Below are 21,397 nucleotides of genomic sequence, written 5' to 3' on the forward strand. Positions count from 1 at the left end.
GCCCGTCAGGAGCGGTACCGGTACTGGTCGAACCGCTCGGCGAATTCCTCCAGTTCCTGCTCGCCGGGGACGACGTCCCGGTTCAGCAGCTCGGCCAGCCCGCGGAAGAAGTCCTCGCGGTGACGGCCCGGCATGAACGCGATCAGCAGCTCGGCAGGTGTGTCGGAGACGTTCGCGAAGCCGTGCGGGGTGCCCGGGGGAACGTAGAGCGCCGTACCGGGCCGGGCCGTCACCGGTGTCTCACCCCTGGTCAGGGTCACCTCACCGGACAGGACCACGAACAGCTCGGTCATCTCCTTGTGGAAGTGGGGCGAGGCGTACGGACCGTTCGGGGGCATCGACAGCGAGAACAGGCCGAGCCTGCCGCCGGTGGCGTGGGTGGGCACGAGCATCCTGCACACGTTCGTGCCGATGGGAACCTGCTCGGCCTGCTCGGGGGTGCCCAGGTAGGACTCGTCGGGGCGGGGCCGCACATCCCGCCGGTCGCCCGGGCGCTGTTCGGGAGCGCGCTGTGCGGAGGCGCGTATGTAGAGCGACATGTTCACCTGCCTGCCTCTATGCGAGCGATCTGCTCTTCGAGGGGGATGGGCGCCGGCGTGTCGGGGGCCGGAACGCCGTGGCGGAAGGGGTGGTCCTGGGGGACCTCGACGACGTAGATGCGCACTCCGTCGGGGTCGTTGAGGTGCATCTCCCACAGTCCCCAGGGTTCGACCCGCGCGTCACGGGCCGGGGTGACGCCGTTGGCGAGCAGCCGGGCGCGGGTCGCGGCGAGGTTGCGGACCTGGAGCCAGAGGGCGGGCTGGTCGGTCGGCGGCGTCGTGGACCGGCCGACGAGTTCGAGGAATCCGCCCCCCAGGTGGAAGACGGTGCCGCGTTCGGGACCGCTGCCGAACTCCTGGTAGACCGGCAGCTCCAGCTGGTCACGGTAGAAGCGGCGGGCCGCTTCGGGGTCGGTGGGACGGATGACGATGCGGCTGGCGAGGATTTCCATGGTGCTTCCCGGGCTCCTTCCGGAAGGCCGGCGGCGGGCGCCGGCGGGGCGGGGGCCTCGCGTCCGGGGGCCTGTGAGGGAGGACGGGCCCCCGGACGCGGCGGCCGCGGTGAGGGGGTTCCGCCCGGTGCGGCCGGGTGGCCGCACCGGCATCGCGGCGGCGGGCGGACGCGGTTGTCCTGCGTGTGTGGCCGCGGCTGTGCTGTGCGTGGGGCAGGTGGCCGCGGTCGGGCTGTGCGCGGGGGCGGATGCTCAGTCCGCCTTGCCGGCCAGCGGGCCACGCAGGCCGGTGGCGGCGACCAAGGTGCCGAGCAGGGCCATGGCGCCGGTGGCGGCGAAGGTGGTCGTGAAGTTGCCGGTGCCGGGATGCGCGCCGAGGAGGATGACCAGGACGGCGAGCCCGAGCGCCTGGAAGACGTTCTGCGTGGTGGTCACCAGTGCCGCGCCGACGCCCTGGTTCTCCCCGGGGATCTCGGAGGTGGCCGCGATGAACATGGCCGGGAAGGCGATGCCGTTGCCCAGTCCGGACAGCAGCAGCCCGGGCAGCACACCGATCGCGTAGCTGTCGCTGTGTACCCCGACCGCCAGCAGGCCGAGGCCGATCGCGGCGAGCAGCAACCCGCCCATCACCATGGTCCTCGGCCCGTGCCGCCCGACGAGCCGGTCCGTGACGGCGTTGCCGATGATCACCGTCACCGTCAGCGGCAGGAAGCCGAGCCCGGCGGCGAGGGGACTGAAGCCCCGCTGGTCCTGCAGGAACAGCGTGACGAGGAAGAACTCCACGCCGATGCTGAGCACATAGCAGGCGTCCACCGCACAGGCCACCATCAGCGACCGGGTGCGCCACAGTTCGCGGGCGATCAGGGGGCTGGCACTGGTCCGCTCGCGCACCACCCACAGGGCGGCCAGCACCACGAAGCCGGCCAGGCCGACGAGGGTGGCGGGGTCGGACCAGCCCGCGTCCCCGAGGCGGGTCAGGCCGAGCACGAGCAGGAGGATCGCGCCGGTGCCGAGGATCCCGCTCAGCGCGTTCAGCGGCGTCGGCGCGGCCGCGTCGGTGCGGCGGCCGGGCAGCAGGAAGAGACCGGCGGCGATGACCGCGGCGGCGATCGGTACGTTCACGAGGAACACCCACTGCCACGACACCGTCGTCAGCAGCCCGCCCAGGGCGACACCGCCGACCAGGCCGATCGCTCCCACGGCGCCCCATACGGCCATGGCGCGGTTCCGCTTGGGGCCGGGCGGGAAGACCTGCTGGATCAGTCCCAGGGTGGCCGGGTCGAGCAGTCCGGCCCCGATGCCCTGCAGAGCGCGGGCGACGACGAGCGTGGTGAAGTCCTGGGTCAGCGCGGCCGCCAGTGAGCTGGCCCCGAAGAGCGCGGTGGCGCCGAGGAAGACCCTGCGGGCGCCGAAGCGGTCCCCGGTGCGTCCCCCCACCAGGAGGAACCCGGCGAAGAAGATGGCGTAGCCGCTGACGATCCACTGGAGCCTGCTCTCGGGCAGCGCCAGGTCCTCGCCGATGCTGGGCAGGGCAACGTAGACGATGGAGAGGTCGAGGGTGGCGAGGAACAATCCGCAGCCCAGGACCGCCAGGGCCCATGCCTGCCGGCCGCTGATCCTGTTGTCGGCCGGTTCGGGAGCGCTCTGGGCGGCGGCCATCGCGCCGGTCGGGTTCCCCGACGTTGCTTCTGTGGTCATGACTGTGCTTTCTCCTGGCGTCCGGTCTCGTGCCTCAGGCACGGACCGGGTCGGCCGGGACGTGTTCCGACAGGGTTTGTACGACTTCGCCGAAGGACCGGCAGATCAGCGCGCCACCGCCGGCGAGCTCCTCCTCGGCGCCGACGCCATAGGTGACCGCGACCGGCAGCATCCCCGCACTGACAGCCATGCGCATGTCAGTACCGGTGTCACCGATGTAGGCGCACCGCTCGACCGGCACACCCAGCTCGCTCGCGGCCCGCAGACCCATCTCCGGGTCGGGCTTGCCGCGCCGCACCATGTCGTTGCCGACGACCGGGCCGAACAGCTCACGGATCCCGGTGGCGGCAAGGAGCTTCTCGGCGCTGGCGGAGATCTTCGACGTGCCCACGGCCAGCGGCAGCCCTCGCTCCCGCAGGTCCCGCAGCCCCTCGGCGACCCCCTCGTACAACAGGGCGGGTCCCGCGCTGAGGACGTCGGAGTCGAACAGCTCCCGGTAGCGGGTCACCGCCCGCGTGGTGACCGGGTCGTCCACCGCCCGCCCCAGCAGTGCGGCGACGGAGGGCTCCAGCGGCTTGCCGATGGTCGGTGCCACCTGTGCCTCGGTGACGTCCACTCCGTACTCCGCGCACACCCGCGTCAGCAGGCGGCCGATCGCGGCCGGGGTGTCGGCGAGGGTTCCGTCCAGGTCGAAGACGGCCGCCTGGATCACCGGTCCTCACCTCCCCCGACGCCGGCCTGCCGGGTGTAGGCGACGGCCAGTTCGCCCGCGACGGCCGCCGTGGAGATGAGCACCGCCCGGTTGGCGGCCGCGCTGCGGCCCTCGGTGGCCCGCGAGACGGCCTTCATCAGATACGGCGTGATGGCCGGCCCCGTGACCCCTTCCGCGTCGGCGTCGGCCAGGGCCCGCTCGATGACCTCCTCCATGGCCTGCGCGTCGAGGGCGTCCGCCTCGGCGATCGGGTGGGTGACCAGGGCGCCGCCGGGCAGACCCGCGGCCCAGTGCGCGCGCAGGGCCCGTGCGATGGCGTCGAGGTCGTCGATCCGCTGCGGGTTGCGGAAGCCGGAGGAACGGCAGTAGAACGCGGGGAAGTCGTCGCACCGGTAGCCCATGACGGGAACGCCGAGCGTCTCCAGGTACTCCAGGGTCAGCCCGAGGTCGAGGATGCTCTTGGCGCCGGCGCACACCACCGCGACCCGACTGCGGGTGAACTGCACCAGGTCGGCGGAGATGTCGAAGGTGGTCTGCGCCCCGCGGTGGACGCCGCCGATGCCGGCCGTGGAGAACACCGGGATGCCCGCCAGGTCGGCGGCGACCAGGCTGGAGGCGACGGTGGTGGCGCCGAGGCCACCGCCGGCGAGCACCGGGCCGATGTCCCGGCTGCTGACCTTGGGCACACCCTGCGTGGTGGCGAACTGCTCGATCCTCTTGTCGTCCATCCCGACGACGAAGCGGCCGTCCGCGATACCGATGGTGGCGGGCACGGCGCCGGCCGAGCGAACCGCCTGCTCGATGGCCCGGGCCGTCTCCACATTGCCCGGATAGGCCATTCCATGGGCGATGACCGTCGATTCCAGCGCGACCACCGGGCGGTGTTCGGACAGCGCCGTGGCCACTTCTTCGCCGAGTTCGATCAATTCGTGCACGGTCTCGTTCACCGAGGCAACCTCCGACTCGTCGGGTGAATTCCGATCGCGTGGCCACAATCGTGTTCGGTCGGTGTGCCGCTTGTCCACCGAATGGTGTGGCGAAGAGTCGCCTGGCGTTTCCCTGACAGGTGTCCATGCACGTCGAGCTCGGTGTCAATGGCGAATACCCGCCTGTCCGGCACTGGCCAACAGGCATTCACGGAACTTTCCCGAGTGCTTTCATGACACCGTGGGAAATCTTCTCGGCGAGGGAGCTCCTCTTCCCGTAAGGGATCAGGGCGAAGAGAGAAAGAGACTGTACCGGAGGAACAAGGCAGGAAAGGAGAGAGAAAGGAATGGAAACGGAGCAGGGAAAGAGCGAGGGGCTGGATGTGGGCCGTGCCCTGCGGGTGCTGGAGGCGGCGGATTCGGCTTTCTCCTCCAGCCCGAGCAAGACGGAGCTGAAGAACCTCGTCTGGCATCTGCGCCAGGCTCTGCGCCAGGCCGTCGCCTCGGCCCTGGCCGGCGCCGAGGCGACACAGCCGCCCAGACCGTGATCGGCCCGGGTCAGCTCAGCAGGCCGAGCTCCGCGGCGCGAACCCCCGCCTCGAACCGGCTGCGGGCCTCCAGTTCCTCCATCGCGCCGGCCATCAGCCGGCTCAGGGTCCGGGAGGACACGCCGAGCAGCCGGGCGATCTTCTCGTCCTTCACCCCGGAGCTCATCAGTCGCAGCATCGTCAGCTGCTCCGCCGTCAGCCGCTGCCGCGCCCGGGATCCGGGGTGCACCCGCCGGGCCGAGCGCCAGGTCTGCTCGAACGACTGCCTCAGCAGGGCGACGTCCTGGGGTGCGCGGAAGACCGTCTCGCCCTCCTCGCCCGGGCGCAGGCCCGCGGCCATGAACACGAACTCCTGGTCGACCACGGCGGTGAAGACCTGCTGGATGTCCACCATGCGGCACTCCACACCGAGTTCCGCCGTCCGTTCCAGATGCTCCGCGCCGCCGTCGACGGCGAGGACGGTGCTCGGGTACAGGGCGCGCAGCGCCACACCCTGGGAGGTCAGATCCGCGAACTGGGCCTCGGCGTCCTTCAGGCAAGCCAGCGAGGGGGGAGGGGCCAGCGCCACCCACACCTCGCGACGAGCGCTCAGCACCAGCTCGCGTCCCGGCTCCTTGGGCACCGGTGCGAGCCGGGGCATCTCCGCGAGTTCGCGCCGCAGGCTGCGCGCGCGGGCGAGCTGTTCCTTCAGGGCCGCCTGGGCGCGGGTGAGCACCGCCTCGACGGCGTCCAGCTCACCCTCCAGGGACGACGGGCCGGCCGTCTCGACGCGGGACGACGGCAGGGCACCTCCCACAGCGCGGAGGGCCGTGGTCTGCCGGTGGCCACTGCGTACGGCGGCATGATCCTTACGCGCGATCCCGACTGAATGCACGAACACTCCCTCATCGACATCGATTGGGCACGCGGTCCGCCCGTGACACACCACGGGCCGGCCGGCTGTGCGGACACGGCGTGGACAGCCGTGCGGAGAGCTACGCACTCAGAGAATAACAAACAGATCGGTCTGCCTGTTATGGCGGGCCACCTCAGTGAGCGACAAGAGACGAAAGGACCTCCCCATGCCCGTGGTGACGATCGACTGGTGGCGCGGCAGCACCGCCGACACGCGCGCGACGACCGTGAAGAGGGTCACGGAGGTGGTCGCCCAAGGGGCCGGCTGCCCCGAGGAGGCCGTCACGGTGATCATCCGGGAGACGGACCCCGCGTTCTGGGGGCGCGGCGGGGCCCTGGCGGCTCCGGGGGCGGACTGACCGCCGGCACGCCATTCCGAACCGACCGACCCGTATTCGATATGCCGACTCAGGCTCGCGGCTACCGGACCCGGAGCGCCCTGGTACTGGCGGCCGCGCACGAAGTGGACCGAACCGGCGACGCCAGCATGAGCGGGGTCTGCCGCAGGGCGGGCGTCAGCCGGGGCGCCCTCAGCCATCACTTCTCCGGCAAGCAGGACCTGCTGCGGGCCCTGCGCGACGAGGCGCGGGGGACGCTGCGCCTGCTGCTGCGGCACTTCGTGGCCGACCGGCGGCCGGTCGCGGAGGCCCTGTGCCGCCTCGCGGAGCAGTTGTTCCGGCGGCTGCGCCAGGACGTCGTGCTCCGATCCGGCCTGGCGCTCCTCGATCCCCGGGAAGTCGCCGCCCTGCAAGCGCAGTTCACCTGCCTGGTGCGCCGACGCATCGCGCGTGAGCAGCGCACGGCCGCCTCCGCGCCGGGCCCGGCGCAGGCGGCCACGCTGGTCGTCAGCGTGTTCGGCGGACTGGAGGCGCTGGGCCGGCGGGACCCGCGGTGGTGGTACCTCGCGGAATCCGTCGGCCTGTGGCAACAGCTCGGCCGCGCGCTGGCGGAGCCGGAGGCCGTCTGATCCCCGGGCGGCCGACCGGTATTGCCCGATGCCGCCGCGGCTCCAAGCCGGTGGGCGCCGGGGGGGGAGTCCCCCCCGGCGCGCGTCACACATCGTCCGCGTCGCCCTGCGTCCCGCTCAGAAGGTGACCGCGTTCCTCGTGCGTGTCGAGCCGCCGCAGGACACCCGGCACGGCGATGCCCGGCAACAGCACGTTCCACATCACCGACACCCGGTGCAGCAGGTCCTCACGGCCGCTGACCAGGTTCGACAGCAGCTGGATGCCGGTGAACGACCCCACGACGAGCTGGGCGAGATCCGGGATCGGCGTGCCCGGCAGCAGCTCACCGCCCGCATCGGCCTCGCGCAGCACGTTCTCGATGACGTCCAGGGCCCACTGATAGGGCGCCGTCCTGCTCTGCGAGAAGGAGGTTTCCTCGACCGTGAGACGTACCGCCGCCCTCAGCACGTCGCTGGTCTGCAGCAGTCGTGCGTAGGTGAGCGTGATGTCGATCGCGGCCTGCAGCCGGACGCTGGTCCTCGGCGGGCGCAAAGCCTCGATCTGGGCCGCCACCACCTCCTGGGCGATGGCCTCCTTGGACGCGAAATGGTGGTACATCGCCCCGCGCGTGAATCCCGCCCGGGTCAGGATCTCCCCGGTGCTGGCCCCGTCGTAGCCCCGTTCGGCGAACACGGAGGCCGCCGCCTCCACCAGTTGCCGCCGGGTCTGAAGCGCTCGTTCCTGCTGCGCCACTGTGCTCTCCCAAGATGCCTGTTGAAGTACAGACAGATCGGTCTGTATTTTACCGGCGGCAGGTCCGGTCCTGCTGCGGCCCGGACCCCTCGCGTTGTCAGGACACAGTTGTCAGGACAAAGGTCAAGAGGAGATCAAGGTGACGCTCCACCCTGTTCCGACCCTCGCCCGCTCCACCCCCGTAGCCGACCGCAACACCCTTGCCGAGCGGACGTGGACGCCGCTGAGCGACGACGATCTGCTGGCTCTGACCGCCACCGTCCCCCGCCAGTACGTCCACCGGGCAGCGGTCGCCGAGGTCTTTCTCACCGGCTGGCGAGCGGACGGCCCCGACTCGTTCACCGTCGCCGCGCAGTGGCCCCGCACCCACGCCTTCTTCACACCCGTGGCGGGGCGCCTCGACCCGCTGCTGCTGGCCGAGACGGTCCGCCAGACCGGCGCCCTCCTCGCCCATGCCGAGTACCAGGTTCCGTTCGGTCACCAGTTCCTGTTGCAGAGCCTGTCGTACTCCGTCACCGAAGAAGGCCTGCGCATCGGCGCCACCCCCGCCGACGTCGAACTCAAGATCACCTGCGGTGACATCGCCTACCGCTCCGGCCACCTGTCCCGCATGCGGTACCACGCGGTCCTCCTGCGCGAGGGCCGCCCCGTCGCCGAGGCCGAGGCCGCCTTCGGCTGCGCCTCCCCGGCCGTCTACCGGCGGCTGCGTGCCGGAGCACCGAGCAAGGCCCTGCCACTGCCGCAGGCACTGTCTCCGCGGGCCGTCGGCCGTGAACATCCGCAAGACGTCGTCCTCGCCGCAGCCGACCGCCCGGGCCGCTGGCAACTGCGCGCGGACACCACCCACCCCATCCTCTTCGACCACCCGGTCGACCACGTCCCCGGGATGGTCCTCCTCGAGGCCGCACGGCAGGCCGCCCACGCCCTGCACGGCGCTTCCCGCCGGCAGCCCCCGATCACGATGGACAGCGTCTTCACCCGATACGTCGAATTCGGCTCGCCCTGCTACATCGAGGCGGAACACATCCACTCGGCCGGGCCCGGTCCGCGCGTCCGCGTGCGTGGTGTCCAGGACGGTGCCGAGAGCTTCTCCGCGACGCTCACCCTCTGGTCACCCGACGGCGCCCAGGGCCGGCGGGGGGGCCTCTTATGACCACCATCCTGATCACCGGGGCGAGCGGCTTCATCGGCAGCCGGGTGACCCACTGGGCCGCACGCGCCCATCCCGACGCGCGACTGCGCCTGCTGCGCCACCACCGCGCTCCGGCAGCCGCCCCGGCGCATGCCACTGTCGTCACCGGCGATGTGACCGATCCGGACACCCTCACCCGTATCTGCGCGGACGTGGACGTCCTCGTGCACTGCTCCTCCTGCGTCGCGGGCCCGCCCGACGCGTGTGCGGCGGTCAACGCCGCCGGGACCAGAGCCCTGGTCGGGGAAGCCGCCCGCGCGGGCGTGCGCCGCATCGTCTACGTCAGCACCGCCGCGGTCTACGGTCGCGGTCCGTTCCGCGACGCGACCGTGGAGGAACTGCGCCGCGCCCCCGTCTCCGACGCCTCCCGCAGCCGCGCCGAGGCAGAGGACGCCGTACTCGCCGCCGACGGCACCGTGCTGCGCCCGCACCTGGTGCACGGGGCGGGCGACCGATGGGTCGGCCCGGGCATCACCCGGCTGGCCCGCGCGCTGCCGTTCACCGTCGACGGCTGGCGCAGCCTGCACTCCGTCATCACCGTCGACGACCTCGCACGCCTGGCCGTGGCCGCGGCGACGGCTCCGTCACGGGCCCTGCGCGGTCGCGCCTACCACGCCAACCACCCGTCCCCCGTCTCCGCCCGCACCCTCCTACGGTACTTCGCCCGGCGGGCCGGGCTCTCCCTGCCACACCGGAACGTCAGCCTGGAGCAGGCCCGGACCCACCTGCGCGCACACGGGCACAGCACCCACGACCTCGACCTACTCGCGACCGACCACTGGTTCCACAGCACCGGCATCTGGCGGGACACCGGCTGCGTTCCCCACCCCGACCCGGCACTGTCCCCCGACAGCCCCGGTCGAGACGTCCACCACCGATGCCGGCAAGAACGGCAACCGCGCTGGCAGGAGACCTGAACACCACGCCCGGACACATCCGGAACCCCGACGCGACGGGCGCCGGCCGGCCGCTCCCCGGCCGAGGTGACGGCCCGCCGACGGGCGCGCATCCACGGCGGTCCGGCCGCACCGTGGCCGCTCGGACGTCGGCGTGGCTGCGGCGTCGACGTCCCGTCGGGGGAGCAGGTGACGAATCACCTACGAAGACGGCCGTCGCAGCGCCGGATGGTCCGCCACCACCGTGCAGGAGCCCGGTGCGATCTCCGTGTAGCCGGCGTCGCGGACCAGGGGGAGTCCGGCGGTGGTCAGCCGGGGCCAGTCGGCGGGGGCGGCGGTGCGGACGGCCAGCGGGAAGCCCGCTTCCCGCCATACGGTGCGCTCCGCCTCGGACAGTGCCCACCAGGCCAGCTGGGCGCCGTGCCCGGCCTGGGCCATCGCCTTGCCCGCCGACATCTCCAGGTCCGGGTTGAGCCACAGCACCGGCTGCGCCGGATCGGCGGCGACGGGCGGCTCCGGGTCGTCCAGCTCGGTGCCCGACACCTGGAGCTTCGCCAGGTCCTTGGGCCAGCCGTCCAGCGGGATCGGCGGGAAGACCCGGACCTCGGCCGACTTGCCGGTCAGCGTGATCCCGGGCAGTGCCTCGGCACGCCGCCACTCGGCGCCCCGGGCCCGCCGGACCACCTTGCGGATCCGCGCGTCCTCCCAGTTCCGCACCGCCTCGGCCCACTCCCCGTCGCCGTGCGCCCGCTCGTCGGAGAGCAGGACGAGCACGGCCCGGGCGGCCGTCTCGAGCGCGTCGGTCCGGGCGGGCGGGGCGCCGCGCTCGATGCGTACGACGAGCGGCAGCACGTACTGCGGCGCCTCGTCGCGGGGATCGGTCCCGGCGCGGAACGGGCGGGCACTGGAGGGGGCGGGATCGTGGCTCACGAGAGCCCAGCCTACGAACCCGCCGACGCGCCGATCAACGCGCGGTCCCCGGCGGAGTCCGGCCCCCCGCCCATCCCGGTTCCGGTCGCAGTCAGAAGTCCGGCCGAAGCCCGGCCGGAGAAACGGCGACCGGAGCAGAGCCCACCCGGCCAGAATGGCCTCCATGCATCAAGGCCGTGAGCTGTGCCTGACCGCCGTGGGCCGTCGTTACGGTGTGCGCGGGCCCTGGGTGCTGCGCGGGGTGGACCTCGTCGTCGCGCCCGGCACCCTCGTCCGGATCGAGGGGGCGAACGGCAGCGGGAAGTCCACGCTGCTGCGGCTCCTCGCCCGGCTGGACGCGCCCTCCGAGGGCCGCGTCACCGGCCGGCCGCGCACGGCGTACGTACCCGAGCGGTTCCCCTCCGCCCTGCCCTTCACGGCCGTCGGCTATCTGACCCACCTCGGCACCCTCCACGGCCTGGGCCGCAAGGCCGCCGCCCGTGCCGCGGGCACCTGGCTGGAGCGGTTCGGCGCGGGACCGTACGCCGGTACCCCGATGGCGCGGCTGTCCAAGGGCGGCAGCCAGAAGGTCGCCGTCGCCCAGGCCCTGCTCGGCGACCCGGAGCTGCTGGTGCTGGACGAGGCGTGGACCGGGCTGGACGGGCCGGCGCGGGCCGAGCTGGACCGGGCGGTGGCCGAGCACACGGCCGCCGGGGGCGCGGTGGTGTTCGTGGACCACGACCCGCGCCGGCTCGCCGGGGCGGCGGACGCCACGTACACCGTGACCGACGGCGGTCTGCGGAGCCGTACCGGAAGCGCCGGTCCGGCGGTGGACGGGCCGGTCACCGTCGTCGTCGTACAGGGCCCGCCGGACGGGCGGCTGCCCCCGGAGGCGGTACGGACCGCCGTCGCCGTGGTGGAGACGGCTCCCGGCGGTCACCGCCTCACCGTACCGGCCTCCCACTCCGACGTCGTACTGCGCGCCCTGCTCACGGCCCGCCCGCCCTGGCACGTGGTGCGCGTCGAACCCGCCGGCGCCCCGCCCCCCGACCCCGGAAGCCACCCATGACCGCCCTGTTGCGCTACCAGGCCGACCTGCTGCTGCGCTCCCAGCGCTGGCTGCCCCCGGTGATCCTCTACGCCGTCTTCCTGGCCGTCGGCGTGCGCGGTGGACAGCCGGTGCTGGACTCGCTCGGCTACACCGCCGCCGCCCTGCTGCCGGTGGCCGCCTGGCTGGTACGGATCTGTGTCACCGGCGAGCCGCCCGCCGCCCGGGCCTGTGTCGCCGCCGCGCGCGGCCCCGCCCGGGCGCACCTCGCCTGCCTGCTGACCGCGCTGCTCGCGGCCGTGCTGCTGGGCGTGGCCGCCGACGTGGTGGTGACGCTGATCAGCGATCCCGCGAGCACCGCGCGTCCCGCCGGCGCGGGCGCTGGCCGCCGGGCTGCCGGCCGCGCTCGTCTGCGCCCTGCTCGGCACGGCCGTCGGCGCGCTCACCGGCCCGCCGGTGCTGCGCTCCACCGGGCGCTCGGTGCCCGCGATGCTGCTCGGCGCGCTGCTCGCGGTGGTCGCGTCCGGCTCCCCGGCGCGGGCCGCCGTCAGCGGTCTGGTCACCGGGTCGCACAGCGGGCGGGCGCCGGTGCCGCTGCTGCCGCTGGCGGGCGCGGCCCTGCTCGCGGCCGCCGCGTGCGCCGCCGCGGCCTGGCTCACCGCCCGCCGGTCAGCCTGAGCAGGCGGTGCGCTGGGCCTCCTGCCACTCGCACACCGGGCACAGCGTGATGCCCTTGTACGACTCCGGGTACTCGGTCGGCTCCCGGCACAGCACGCAGTCCGCGTACGGCGGGCCGTCGGCCCTGGGCGGCCGGGCCGCCTCGGCGATGGTGCAGTAGTCCTCGTCGTTCATGCCTTCAGCGTAGGACGGCGGTCCTCGAGCGTGGGTCAACGGCCGGTGCCGGTCTCGCCGATCAGCTCGGAGACCTTCACGAACCGGTAGCCGCGCCCGCGCAGCTCCGGTACGACCGTACGCACCACCTGCTCGGTGGTCGGGGCGGCGCTGCGGGTGCAGTGCAGGACGACCACCGAGCCCGGCCGTACCCCGTCGAGCACCTGCCGGGCCACCGCGTCGGCGTCCGTGGCGAACGCGTCACCGCTGACCACGTCCCACTGCACGGCGGTCACCCCGAGCCCGCTGAGCGCGCGCAGCGCCCGCTGGTCGTAACAGCCGCCGGGAAAGCGGAAGTACGGCATCGGGTGCGGCACGCCGGCCGCGCGCAGGGAGGCGTACGCCCGCTCCACGTCCGCCCGCATCCGGCCGGCGTCCACGGTCGGCAGGCCGTAGCAGTCGGCGGTGAAGGCGTAGTGGCTCCAGGAGTGGTTGGCCACCTCGAAGCGCGGGTCGCGGCCCAGGTCGCGGGCCTCGGCCGGGTACTGCTCGGCCCAGCTGCCGGTCATGAAGACCGTCGCCGGCACCTTCAGTTCGCGCAGTGCCCGGATCAGTCCCGGGTTGTCGAAGCGCTCGCCGGCGGCCGCGCGGGGCCCCTGGTCGGCGGTCATGTCGGCGTCGAAGGTGAACGCGACCGTCTTGCCCCGGGTGCGCGGGCCGTGCTCGAAGACCGGGGTCAGCCCGCCGGGGCCCGGCGCGAGCACCGGTGCGCGGGAGGGCGAGGGGGAACCGGTGGCGGGGGAGGCGGGGTGCTCCTGTCTCGCGGTGCCGCAGGCGGTGAGCACCGCGCCGAGGAGGCAGAGGGCGATGAGACGACGTGCTGGTGGGTTCACCCCACGAAGGTAAAACCGAATATCGGTTTATAAGTCTATATACATCCAGTGTTGTGGTGGCCTCACCCGCCCGGCGGGCCCGCCCCGAGCCTCGCAGCCCGCGCCCGCCGGTCAGCCCAGCTCGCGCCGGTCAGTCCAGCTCGCGCCGCTCCAGCGGCTTGACCGCCGGACCCTGGAGCACCGAGCCGTCCACCGCGAACCGCGAGCCGTGGCAGGGGCACTCCCAGGCACGCTCGGCGCGGTTGAAGGAGACCAGACAGCCGAGGTGGGTGCAGCGGGCGGACACCGCGTGCAGCGCGCCCTCCTCGTCGCGGTGCACGGCGAGCCGCTCGCCGCCGGAGCGGACCAGCGTGCCGTCGCCGGGCGCCAGGTCCGCCACCGAGCCCGGCGGCTTCAGCCGGTCGCCGACGAAGTGCCGGGCCACCTCCGCCTGCGTCTTCAGCAGCGACGGCGCCTCGCGGACCACCGACTTCAGCCGGCGCGGGTCGTACAGCTCGCGCCACAGACAGTCCCGGCCGGTGATCAGCGCGGTGAGCAGCAGCCCGGCCATGATTCCGTTGCTCAGGCCCCAGCCGCCGAAACCGGTGGCCACATAGGTGTGCCGGGCGGCCGGGTGGAACGGGCCGACCAGCGGGACGGTGTCGGTGGACTCGTTGTCCTGGGTGGCCCAGGCGTGGTCCAGGGTCACCCCGGGGAAGTGCGTCTCCGCCCAGGCGGCGAGCCGGTCGAACCCGGCCCGCGGATCGCCCGTGCCGGGCGTGAAGTGCTCCCCGGTGACCACGAGCAGCCGTTGCCCGTCCGGGCCGTAGGGAGCGGTGCGCACCGAGCGGGTGTTCTCGTCCGGGGTGATGTACATGCCGTCCGGATCCGGGCCGTCGCCCAGCGGCCCGGCCACGACCAGCTCCCGGCGCGGGGAGAGCCGGGCGAACAGCAGTGCCCGGTCGAACACCGGGTAGTGGGTGGCGATCACCACGTGCCGGGCGGTCACCACGGGGCCCGCCGCGGTCGTCAACCGGCACGGCTCGCCCTCCGTCAGCCCGGTCACCCGCGTGTGCTCGTACACCCGGCCGCCGAGCCGCAGCAGGTCGGCGGTGAGCGCCCGCAGGTACTTGACCGGGTGGAACTGCGCCTGCCCGGTCACCCGGACCGCGCCCGCCACCGGGAACGGCAGGCCGGTCTCCGTGGTGAACGACGCCGGCAGCCCCGCCTGCCGGGCGGCGTCCGCCTCCGCGCGCACCTCGGCCACCCGCGAGGGGTCCCCGACATAGGTGTAGGCGTCCCGGGTCTCCCACTCGCAGTCGATGTCCAGCTCCGCCACCAGCTCCGCCGCGTGCTCGATCGCCTCCGACTGCGAGCGGGCGTACAGCCGGGCGCCGTCCGGGCCCCGGGTGCGCCGCAGCCGGTCGTAGACCAGCGTGTGCTGGGCGGTCAGCTTGGCGGTGGTGTAGCCGGTGACCCCGGCCGCCGCCCGCCCGGCCTCCAGCACCGCCACCCGACGCCCGGCCCGGGCCAGCGCGTGGGCGGTGCTCAGCCCGGCGATGCCCGCGCCGACGACGGCCACGTCCACCTCGAGATCCGCGTCCAGGGCGGGGTGATCGGGCCCGGGAGCGGTGTGCAACCAGTACGAATCGGTGACCTTCCGCTGCTCACGCATGCCCGCCGGGTACCCAGGCCGCCCCGGCTCACATCTGCGGCGGGGGGCCTACGGTCACGGGACCTGCGGAGTGCTGTCGGTGCTGTTCAGGGGGGACTGTGGTGGGCCGTCGGGGCCGATCACGGGGACCTGGGGCGGGCCGCCGGTGTCGGTCACCGGAAGCTGGGGCGTGCCGTCGGCGTACCGCTCCCGTCCGCCGTCGGTGTGCCCCGGCGCGGCGCCCCGGTCCTGCTCCGGCGCGGACGGCCGGCCGCCGCGCTCCAGGAAGTGCAGCAGTTCCACCGGGATCGGCAGCACCAGCGTGGAGTTCTTCTCGGCCGCCACCGCCATCACCGTCTGCAGCAGCCGCAGCTGGAGCGCGGTCGGCGTCTCCGCCATCTGCTGGGCGGCCTCGGCGAGCTTCTTCGACGCCTGCAGCTCGGCGTCGGCGTTGATGATCCGGGCCCGGCGCTCCCGGTCCGCCTCGGCCTGACGGGCCATCGACCGCTTCATCGTGTCCGGCAGGGACACGTCCTTGATCTCCACCCGGTCGACCTGGATGCCCCAGCCCACCGCCGGGCTGTCGATCATCAGCTCCAGGCCCTGGTTCAGCTTCTCGCGGTCGGAGAGCAGGTCGTCCAGGTCGCTCTTGCCGATGATCGACCGCAGGGACGTCTGCGCCATCTGCGACACCGCGAACTTGTAGTCCTCGACCTTCACCAGGGCGCTCGCCGCGTCGACCACCCGGAAGTAGACCACCGCGTCCACCCGGACGGTGACGTTGTCCCGGGTGATGCCCTCCTGGGCCGGCACCGGCAGCGTCACGATCTGCATGTTGACCTTCTGCAGCCGGTCCACGAAGGGAATGATCAGGTTCAGGCCCGGCGACCGTACGTCCCCGCTGACCCGGCCGAGCCGGAACAGCACCCCGCGTTCGTACTGCTTGATCACCCGGACCGCCGACGCCAGATACACGACACCGGCGGAGCCCGCCGCCGCAACGGCCACCAGAAGGTCCTCGACCATGGCGACCTCCTCGCCCAGAGGTCGGTTTTGTCTGCTGTTGCCACCATAGGCCCGTGGGGCCGGGATGCCGAGAGGTTCCGGCGTCCCGGCCCCACGGGAGGGCTCTCAGGCGGCTGTGACCAGCTTCACCGGGTCGGTCCCGGCCGTGCTGTGCCGTTCCGCCCAGTTGTCCAGGGCCATCCGGCAGGCGTGGTCCAGATGGTGCAGCCCGGACACGTCGAGCCGGACCGGACGGTCCTGCGGCAGCGACTCCAGGCTGTCCAGGATCTTCGGCAGCCGCAGGAAGGTGGCGTTGCCCGTCAGGCGCGCCTCTATCGGGCCCGCGCCCTCGTCCACGACGTCCAGCTTGACGTGCGAGGCCTCCCAGGCGGACTTCGCCACCGCCAGCGCCAGACCGATGAGCACGCCCTCGAACATGCTGACCGCGACGATGGAGACGGCGGTGACGGCGAGGACCACCGCCTCCCCCCGGTGCTCGCGCCACAGCGTGCCCAGCGACCGGACGGGGATCAGCTTGGCGCCCGCGTGGATCAGGATGCCCGCGAGGGCCGGGATCGGGATGTAGGCGAGCACGTCGGGCAGCAGCGCCGCGAACAGCAGCAGCCACGCGCCGTGCAGGACCCGGGAGGCCTTCGTACGGGCGCCCGCCTGGACGTTGGCCGCGCTGCGCACGATCACCGCGGTCATCGGCAGCGCGCCGAGCGCCCCGCAGACCATGTTGCCGGTGCCCTGGGCGATGAGCTCCTTGTTGTACTCGGTGCGCGGCCCGGAGTGCAGCCGGTCCACGGCCGCCGCGCTGAACAGGGACTCGGCGGACGCGATCAGGGTGAAGGCGACGACCGTGCCGAGCAGTCCGATGCCGGCCAGTTCACCGAAGGCGCTCAGCGGCGGCGGCTGGACGGCGCCGAGCAGGCCCTTCACCTCGACCGTGGCCACGGGCATGTCCAGCGCGAACACGGCCAGCGTGGCGAGCCCCACCGCGGCGAGCGGGCCGGGCACCGTGCGCACCTTCTCCGGGGCGTGCTTCCACAGCAGCAGCACCGCGATGGTGCCCGCGGCCACCGCCAGGGAGGACAGCGCGCCGGTGTCACCGAAGGAGTCCACGAGTGTGCCGGGCAGTTCGGCGATCTTGTCCAGACCGGAGTCGGGGGCCTTGGTGGCCATCGCCGGGTAGAGCTGCCCGGCGATGATCACCAGGCCGATGCCGGCCAGCATCCCCTCCACGACGGAGACGGAGATGGCGCGGAAGTAACGGCCCAGCCGCAGCAGGCCCATGCCTATCTGGATGGCGCCGGAGGCGAGCACGATCACGCCGAGCACCGGCAGGCCGAACTCCTGCACCGCCTCGTAGACGAGCACGGTCATGCCGGCGGCCGGTCCCGACACCTGGAGGCTGCTGCCGCGCATCAGTCCGGTGACGAGGCCGCCCACGATGCCGGTCACCAGGCCGAGTTCGGCCGGTGCGCCGGAGGCGACGGACACGCCCACGCAGAGCGGGACGGCGACCAGGAAGACGACGAGCGAGGCCGCGAAGTCCTCCTTCAGGTGCGGGAAACGTGATGTGAGGGTGCGGTTGTCGGTCATCGGCGGACTCACAGGGCCTCGAAACTGTCGGTCTGCTGGCGGTGCGTCCGTACCGTGCCGGTGTGCACCTCGTAGTACCAGGCGTGCAGGTTCAGTTCACCCTCGGCCAGCTTCCGCTCGACGCAGGGGTACGAACGGAGCCGCAGCAGCTGGGTGAGGACATGGCTCTGCACGCCGTCGGCGACCTCCGGGTCCTCGGCCTTGCCGGACGGGCGCGGGGTGGCCGAGACCAGCCAGTCGCGCACGGCCGGTACGGCGGTGAGGTCGTCGCCGCGCACCAGCGCGCCGACGGCGCCGCAGTGCGAGTGGCCGCAGACCACGATGTCGCGGACGCCGAGCACCTCCACGGCGTACTCGATGGTGGCCGCCTCGCTGGTGGGGTGCTCGGAGGCGTAGGGCGGGACGATGTTCCCCGCGGTGCGCAGCTCGAACAGCTCGCCGGGGCGGGCGCCCGTGATCAGGGCCGGGACGACCCGGGAATCGGAGCAGGTGATGAACAGGACCTGCGGGGACTGGCCTTCGGCGAGCTTGGCGAACTCCTCAGGGCGTTGTCCGAAGGTACGGGCGTTGTCGATGAGGGGCTGCATGTGTGTGGGTTCCTCCTGGCGCGCCTTCCCGGCGCGTCGGACTCGAACGATGGTCGTGGGGGGAGAGAGCGCGAGGCGCCCGGACCTCAGCAGCGGAAGACCTGAAGCGCTGCCGGGGTGTGGGCTCTGATGGCTCTCGGGGAAGAGTGGCGCGTTCCGTCGGGCGGTGCCGACGGGGCTTCTCCGGCCCCCCGGCCGGAGTCGAGGATGCTCTCTTCGGGCCATCCGGACGCCGGCCCGCGATGCCGGTCGCGAAGATGCGGGGTGCCCACGGGCGCGTCCGGGCTGCCGGGGGCGCGGACCGTGTCCGCTCCGGCGCGCGCGGACCACGCGGAGGGAACAATTCCGGTCTCCGCCTTGAGCAACGTCTGGCCGAACGTGTGCGCGGATGCGAAGTTTTCGGTGCCCGCGCGCAGCTGGAGCGCGAGCAGCACCGCGGCGAGGGCGGCGAGCAGGCCGCGTACGGCTGTACTGCGGAACATGAGCCCCCCCTTCGCCCTGTTCATGTTTCTAGTACAGACCAAACCTTGGTCAACGGATGGTCAAGAAACACCTTAGCCGTGCAAAGACCTTTGCTGGGTTAACTGGAGGTTAACGGGCTGAGAGAGCGTAAAAAACGCGGGTCAAGTGGCCTGAAGTAGCCCTTGACCCGCGTCAGTTGATCGGTTATCAGATGGCGCCGTTCAGGCGCCGACCAGCCCCTTCGCGTCCCGGGCCAGCGCGGTGAGCCGGGATATCGCGCGGAAGTACTTCTTGCGGTAGCCGCCGTTCAGCATCTCCTCGCTGAACAGCCGGTCGAACGGCAGCCCCGAGGCCAGCACCGGCACCTCGCGGTCGTAGAGCCGGTCGGCGAGGACCACCAGCCGCAGCGCCGTCGACTGGTCCGGCACCGGCCGCACGCCGGTCAGGCACACCGCCCGCACCCCGTCGGTCAGCGCGCCGTACCGGCTCGGGTGCACCTTGGCCAAGTGCTCCAGCAGGCTCGGGAAGTCGTCCAGCGAGGCGTCCTCGGTGGCGAACGCCGTCTTCATGACCTCCTCGTCGGAGAAGGGCGCCGGTGCCTCGGGCAGGCCGCGGTGGCGGTAGTCCTCGCCGTCGATGCGCAGGGTGCGGAAGTGGGCCGACAGACCCTGGATCTCGCGCAGGAAGTCGGCGGCGGCGAAGCGCCCCTCGCCCAGCTTGCCGGGCAGCGTGTTGGAGGTGGCGGCGAGCGCCACGCCCGCCTCGACCAGCTTGCCGAGCAGCGTCGACACCAGGACCGTGTCGCCGGGGTCGTCCAGCTCGAACTCGTCGATGCACAGCAGGCTGTGCCCGGACAGCGTGCGCACCGTCTGCTGGAAGCCGAGCGCGCCGACCAGGTTGGTCAGCTCCACGAAGGTGCCGAACGCCTTGCGGGACGGCTCCGCCGGGGCGGCGTGCCACAGGGAGGCCAGCAGATGGGTCTTGCCCACGCCGTAGCCGCCGTCCAGGTACACCCCGCGCGGGCCGGCCGGGGCCTTGGGCGCCTTCGCCCGGCCGAATCCGAAAAGGCCGCGCCGGCCGGTGCCGGACGCCTGCGGCGCGCCCAGCCCGGCGGCGAAGCCCTCCAGGACCCGGACGGCCTCCGTCTGGCTGGGCTGGTTCGGGTCCGGGATGTACGTGGCGAAACGGACCGAGTCGAAGCGCGGCGGCGGCACCATCTCGGCGACCAGCCGGTCCGCGGGCACGTGCGGCTCGCGGGCGCACAGGGAGAGGGGGCCCGCGTCGGGCACGGGGCCGGAACCGGGGGCGGTGCTGGAGGAGGACACGGTTATCCATGCTAAGCGCCGTGTCACACTGCACGAATGCGACGCCTCTTCCCTGTGACCGAAGAAACAGCAGCCCAGGCCCGCGCCGACGGGGGAGCACCGGCCGCCTTGGGGGCGGCCGCGGACCGGGAGTGGGACCTCGCCGAGCTGGCCGCCGCCTATGCCTACCCGGACCCCGCGCCGGGCGCCCCGCGGCCCTGGCTGCGGGCCAACATGGTCTCCTCCCTCGACGGCGCCGCCCAGCACGAGGGCCACTCCAAGCCCATCTCCAGCGCCGCCGACATGCGGATCTTCGGCACCCTGCGGGCGCTCGCGGACGTCGTGCTCGTCGGTGCGGAAACGGTACGGCAGGAGGGGTACCGCCCCGCCCGGGTGCGCGCCGAGTTCGCCGGGGCGCGCGCGGCCGCCGGACAGGCCCCGGTCCCGGCGATCGCGATCGTCAGCGCGAGCCTGGACCTGGACTTCACGCTGCCGCTGTTCACCTCGCCCCTGGTCCCGACGCTGATCCTCACCGGAGCCGCCGCCGCGCCCGACCGGGTCGCCGCCGCCGAGAAGGCAGGCGCCCGGGTGCTGGTCGCCGGGGAGGGCATGGGCGTGGAGCCCGCCCGCGCGGTCGAGGCCCTCGCCGGCCTCGGACACACCCGGCTGCTCACCGAGGGCGGCCCCCGGCTGCTCGGCCAGCTGATCGCCGCGGAGGTGCTGGACGAGCTGTGCCTGACCGTCTCGCCGACGCTGACGGCGGGCGGCGCGCAGCGCATCTCCGGGGGGCCGTCGGTCGCCGTTCCGCACCGGTTCGAACTCGTGTCCCTGCTGGAGGAGGACGGATTCCTCTTCGGGCGCTACCGTCGGCCTTGAAATCAACGGAATCATCCGTTCCGGTTCGCTTCCGGCGGGCAGACTTAAGGCGGCAGTACCCGTGCGATCACGGGGAAGGATGGTTTCCGCAGGGGCCCTGCCGGGCCCTCTAAGGAGAAGAGGCGCCTGGTGTTCACAAGCGTTCTGATGATCGAGAAGGCCCTGACGTCCGCCGACGTGGAGTTCGTCACCACCTTGCACGGGGACGAGCCCGTCTCCTTTCACGTGCTGCTCCAGCCGCGCGGCGAGCAGGCGGACCGGCTGCTGCGGGCCATCGACGACATCGCGCTCGGCGAACTCGACGAGGCGGTGCGGGAGGGCGAGACCCCCGAGGGCCGCGAGGCGCGGAGCGTGGGGCAGCAGGCCCTCGACGTGTCGCTCCAGGCGCTGCGCTCCGCGGGGAGCGAGGCGGAGGGGCGGCTGGTCGAGGACCACCCGCTGGACGCGCTGAAGGGGCTGGTCGCCGAGGTGGACGCGGACGAGGTGATCGTCCTGACCGATCCGCACTACGTGGAGGAGTTCTTCCACCGGGACTGGGCTTCGCGGGCGCGGCACAAGGTGGGGGTGCCGGTGCTGAAGCTGTTCTCCCACAGCAAGGCGTAGGCGTGGGGCCCGTCGCGCGCGGGCCGCGGGTCCCTCGTGGCCGAGCCCGCCCTCCCGCGCCCCTTGCGGGGCGACCGGTGCTCC

At 72.9% G+C, this 21,397-nt stretch carries 23 protein-coding genes and 2 pseudogenes; 9 read left to right on the plus strand and 16 right to left on the minus strand.

Going from position 1 to position 21,397, the window contains the following annotated elements:
* Nucleotides 1-5: 5 nt before the first annotated feature.
* From HB370_RS30500 to HB370_RS30520, 5 genes and pseudogenes are all read right to left on the minus strand, one after another.
* The gene (locus HB370_RS30500; protein ID WP_051815374.1) at nt 6-539 is read right to left on the minus strand and encodes a cupin domain-containing protein; all 534 of its coding nucleotides are present in this window, start codon (nt 537-539) and stop codon (nt 6-8) included.
* 71 nt (nt 540-610) lie between these two features.
* Nucleotides 611-991 (minus strand): annotated as a pseudogene (locus HB370_RS30505) (VOC family protein); the annotation flags it as partial.
* 252 nt (nt 992-1,243) lie between these two features.
* The gene (locus HB370_RS30510; protein ID WP_078637381.1) at nt 1,244-2,689 is read right to left on the minus strand and encodes an MFS transporter; all 1,446 of its coding nucleotides are present in this window, start codon (nt 2,687-2,689) and stop codon (nt 1,244-1,246) included.
* A gap of 34 nt (nt 2,690-2,723) precedes the next feature.
* Nucleotides 2,724-3,401, minus strand: coding sequence for an HAD family hydrolase (locus HB370_RS30515; RefSeq protein ID WP_051815377.1), 678 nt, complete (start codon nt 3,399-3,401; stop codon nt 2,724-2,726).
* Complete coding sequence (locus HB370_RS30520) at nt 3,398-4,348, minus strand: pseudouridine-5'-phosphate glycosidase (RefSeq protein ID WP_051815379.1); 951 nt, start codon at nt 4,346-4,348, stop codon at nt 3,398-3,400. Before HB370_RS30520 ends, HB370_RS30515 begins: the two co-directional genes overlap by 4 nt.
* 326 nt (nt 4,349-4,674) lie before the next feature.
* Between HB370_RS30520 and HB370_RS30525 the strand changes: the two genes are divergently transcribed.
* Complete coding sequence (locus HB370_RS30525) at nt 4,675-4,875, plus strand: hypothetical protein (RefSeq protein ID WP_030777716.1); 201 nt, start codon at nt 4,675-4,677, stop codon at nt 4,873-4,875.
* 10 nt (nt 4,876-4,885) lie between these two features.
* Here the strand turns inward: HB370_RS30525 and HB370_RS30530 are convergent, their stop codons facing one another.
* Complete coding sequence (locus HB370_RS30530) at nt 4,886-5,671, minus strand: LuxR C-terminal-related transcriptional regulator (protein WP_157855540.1); 786 nt, start codon at nt 5,669-5,671, stop codon at nt 4,886-4,888.
* 265 nt (nt 5,672-5,936) lie between these two features.
* On the opposite strand from HB370_RS30530, the gene HB370_RS30535 reads away from it, so the two are divergent.
* Together HB370_RS30535 and HB370_RS30540 are read left to right on the plus strand one after the other, a co-directional pair.
* Nucleotides 5,937-6,128 carry a tautomerase family protein gene (locus HB370_RS30535; protein WP_030777722.1) on the plus strand — a complete coding sequence of 64 codons (192 nt, stop codon included), beginning with the start codon at nt 5,937-5,939 and terminating at the stop codon, nt 6,126-6,128.
* Between the two features lie 41 nt (nt 6,129-6,169).
* Nucleotides 6,170-6,736 carry a TetR/AcrR family transcriptional regulator gene (locus HB370_RS30540; RefSeq protein ID WP_051815383.1) on the plus strand — a complete coding sequence of 189 codons (567 nt, stop codon included), beginning with the start codon at nt 6,170-6,172 and terminating at the stop codon, nt 6,734-6,736.
* A gap of 85 nt (nt 6,737-6,821) precedes the next feature.
* Here HB370_RS30540 and HB370_RS30545 read toward each other — a convergent pair whose 3' ends face one another.
* Nucleotides 6,822-7,469 carry a ScbR family autoregulator-binding transcription factor gene (locus HB370_RS30545; RefSeq protein ID WP_051815385.1) on the minus strand — a complete coding sequence of 216 codons (648 nt, stop codon included), beginning with the start codon at nt 7,467-7,469 and terminating at the stop codon, nt 6,822-6,824.
* A gap of 139 nt (nt 7,470-7,608) precedes the next feature.
* Between HB370_RS30545 and HB370_RS30550 the strand changes: the two genes are divergently transcribed.
* Nucleotides 7,609-8,622 (plus strand): ScbA/BarX family gamma-butyrolactone biosynthesis protein, encoded by a 1,014-nt coding sequence (locus HB370_RS30550; protein WP_244405683.1) that lies wholly within the window; start codon nt 7,609-7,611, stop codon nt 8,620-8,622.
* Nucleotides 8,619-9,578, plus strand: a complete 960-nt coding sequence (locus HB370_RS30555; protein WP_063766409.1) for an NAD-dependent epimerase/dehydratase family protein — start codon at nt 8,619-8,621, stop codon at nt 9,576-9,578. Before HB370_RS30550 ends, HB370_RS30555 begins: the two co-directional genes overlap by 4 nt.
* Before the next feature lie 180 nt (nt 9,579-9,758).
* Here HB370_RS30555 and HB370_RS30560 read toward each other — a convergent pair whose 3' ends face one another.
* Entirely contained in the window at nt 9,759-10,487 is a 729-nt protein-coding gene (locus HB370_RS30560) for an aminoacyl-tRNA hydrolase (protein ID WP_030777732.1), read from the minus strand.
* Between the two features lie 163 nt (nt 10,488-10,650).
* Between HB370_RS30560 and HB370_RS30565 the strand changes: the two genes are divergently transcribed.
* Nucleotides 10,651-11,535, plus strand: a complete 885-nt coding sequence (locus HB370_RS30565; RefSeq protein ID WP_030777734.1) for an ATP-binding cassette domain-containing protein — start codon at nt 10,651-10,653, stop codon at nt 11,533-11,535.
* A pseudogene (locus HB370_RS30570) lies at nt 11,532-12,192 on the plus strand (ABC transporter). The gene HB370_RS30565 and the pseudogene HB370_RS30570 overlap by 4 nt, the downstream one beginning before the upstream one ends.
* Here the strand turns inward: HB370_RS30570 and HB370_RS30575 are convergent.
* From HB370_RS30575 to zapE, 8 genes are all read right to left on the minus strand, one after another.
* Nucleotides 12,184-12,366 (minus strand): hypothetical protein, encoded by a 183-nt coding sequence (locus HB370_RS30575; RefSeq protein WP_030777735.1) that lies wholly within the window; start codon nt 12,364-12,366, stop codon nt 12,184-12,186. The pseudogene HB370_RS30570 and the gene HB370_RS30575 sit on opposite strands and share 9 nt — an antisense overlap.
* Nucleotides 12,367-12,401: 35 nt before the next feature.
* Entirely contained in the window at nt 12,402-13,238 is an 837-nt protein-coding gene (locus HB370_RS30580) for a polysaccharide deacetylase family protein (RefSeq protein ID WP_030777737.1), read from the minus strand.
* A gap of 130 nt (nt 13,239-13,368) precedes the next feature.
* Nucleotides 13,369-14,892: an FAD-dependent oxidoreductase gene (locus HB370_RS30585; RefSeq protein ID WP_030777739.1), complete on the minus strand. Its 1,524-nt coding sequence runs from the start codon at nt 14,890-14,892 to the stop codon at nt 13,369-13,371.
* 54 nt (nt 14,893-14,946) lie between these two features.
* Nucleotides 14,947-15,897, minus strand: a complete 951-nt coding sequence (locus HB370_RS30590; protein WP_078637382.1) for a slipin family protein — start codon at nt 15,895-15,897, stop codon at nt 14,947-14,949.
* Nucleotides 15,898-16,002: 105 nt separating this feature from the next.
* On the minus strand, nt 16,003-17,481 hold the full coding sequence (locus HB370_RS30595; RefSeq protein ID WP_030777744.1) for a SulP family inorganic anion transporter: 1,479 nt from the start codon (nt 17,479-17,481) through the stop codon (nt 16,003-16,005).
* A gap of 8 nt (nt 17,482-17,489) precedes the next feature.
* Entirely contained in the window at nt 17,490-18,068 is a 579-nt protein-coding gene (locus tag HB370_RS30600; protein WP_030777746.1) for a carbonic anhydrase, read from the minus strand.
* An 86-nt stretch (nt 18,069-18,154) separates the two neighbouring features.
* Nucleotides 18,155-18,550 (minus strand): hypothetical protein, encoded by a 396-nt coding sequence (locus HB370_RS30605; RefSeq protein WP_030777748.1) that lies wholly within the window; start codon nt 18,548-18,550, stop codon nt 18,155-18,157.
* A gap of 201 nt (nt 18,551-18,751) precedes the next feature.
* The gene (zapE, locus tag HB370_RS30610; RefSeq protein ID WP_030777750.1) at nt 18,752-19,855 is read right to left on the minus strand and encodes a cell division protein ZapE; all 1,104 of its coding nucleotides are present in this window, start codon (nt 19,853-19,855) and stop codon (nt 18,752-18,754) included.
* Nucleotides 19,856-19,891: 36 nt separating this feature from the next.
* On the opposite strand from zapE, the gene HB370_RS30615 reads away from it, so the two are divergent.
* Together HB370_RS30615 and HB370_RS30620 are read left to right on the plus strand one after the other, a co-directional pair.
* Nucleotides 19,892-20,710, plus strand: a complete 819-nt coding sequence (locus HB370_RS30615; protein ID WP_030777752.1) for a pyrimidine reductase family protein — start codon at nt 19,892-19,894, stop codon at nt 20,708-20,710.
* Nucleotides 20,711-20,839: 129 nt separating this feature from the next.
* On the plus strand, nt 20,840-21,313 hold the full coding sequence (locus HB370_RS30620; protein WP_030777754.1) for a hypothetical protein: 474 nt from the start codon (nt 20,840-20,842) through the stop codon (nt 21,311-21,313).
* Nucleotides 21,314-21,397: the final 84 nt, after the last annotated feature.

Source organism: Streptomyces sp. DSM 40868, assembly GCF_011820545.1.
GTDB lineage: Bacteria > Actinomycetota > Actinomycetes > Streptomycetales > Streptomycetaceae > Streptomyces > Streptomyces eurythermus.